General features: G+C 39.2%; 1 protein-coding gene. It reads right to left on the reverse strand.

The window, feature by feature from the left end:
* On the reverse strand, positions 1-217 hold a 217-nt coding region (locus tag TR08_RS33505; RefSeq protein WP_238579290.1), incomplete at both ends, for a transposase.

Raw genomic sequence — 217 nt, forward strand, 5'->3', positions numbered from 1 at the left:
CCATTTACATCTGCATGGATTAGAACTTTTGAGCCCCTAATTTTGTAAAAAGCTCTAGTGCTTCGATACCCACTAAAAATAGTTTGATGTTCTTCTCCGAATGTCGGAATGGGGTCATGATTCAAGAAACTAGACTTGGAAGTGTAGCTTTCTTCCCTATCAATGACTTGAACACCTTTTCGCTCGGCTTTGTATCGAATCATTTCAATGAAAGTCG

Origin of the sequence: Neobacillus niacini (assembly GCF_000759675.1) — a bacterium.
Taxonomy (GTDB): Bacteria; Bacillota; Bacilli; order Bacillales; family Cytobacillaceae; genus Neobacillus; species Neobacillus niacini_A.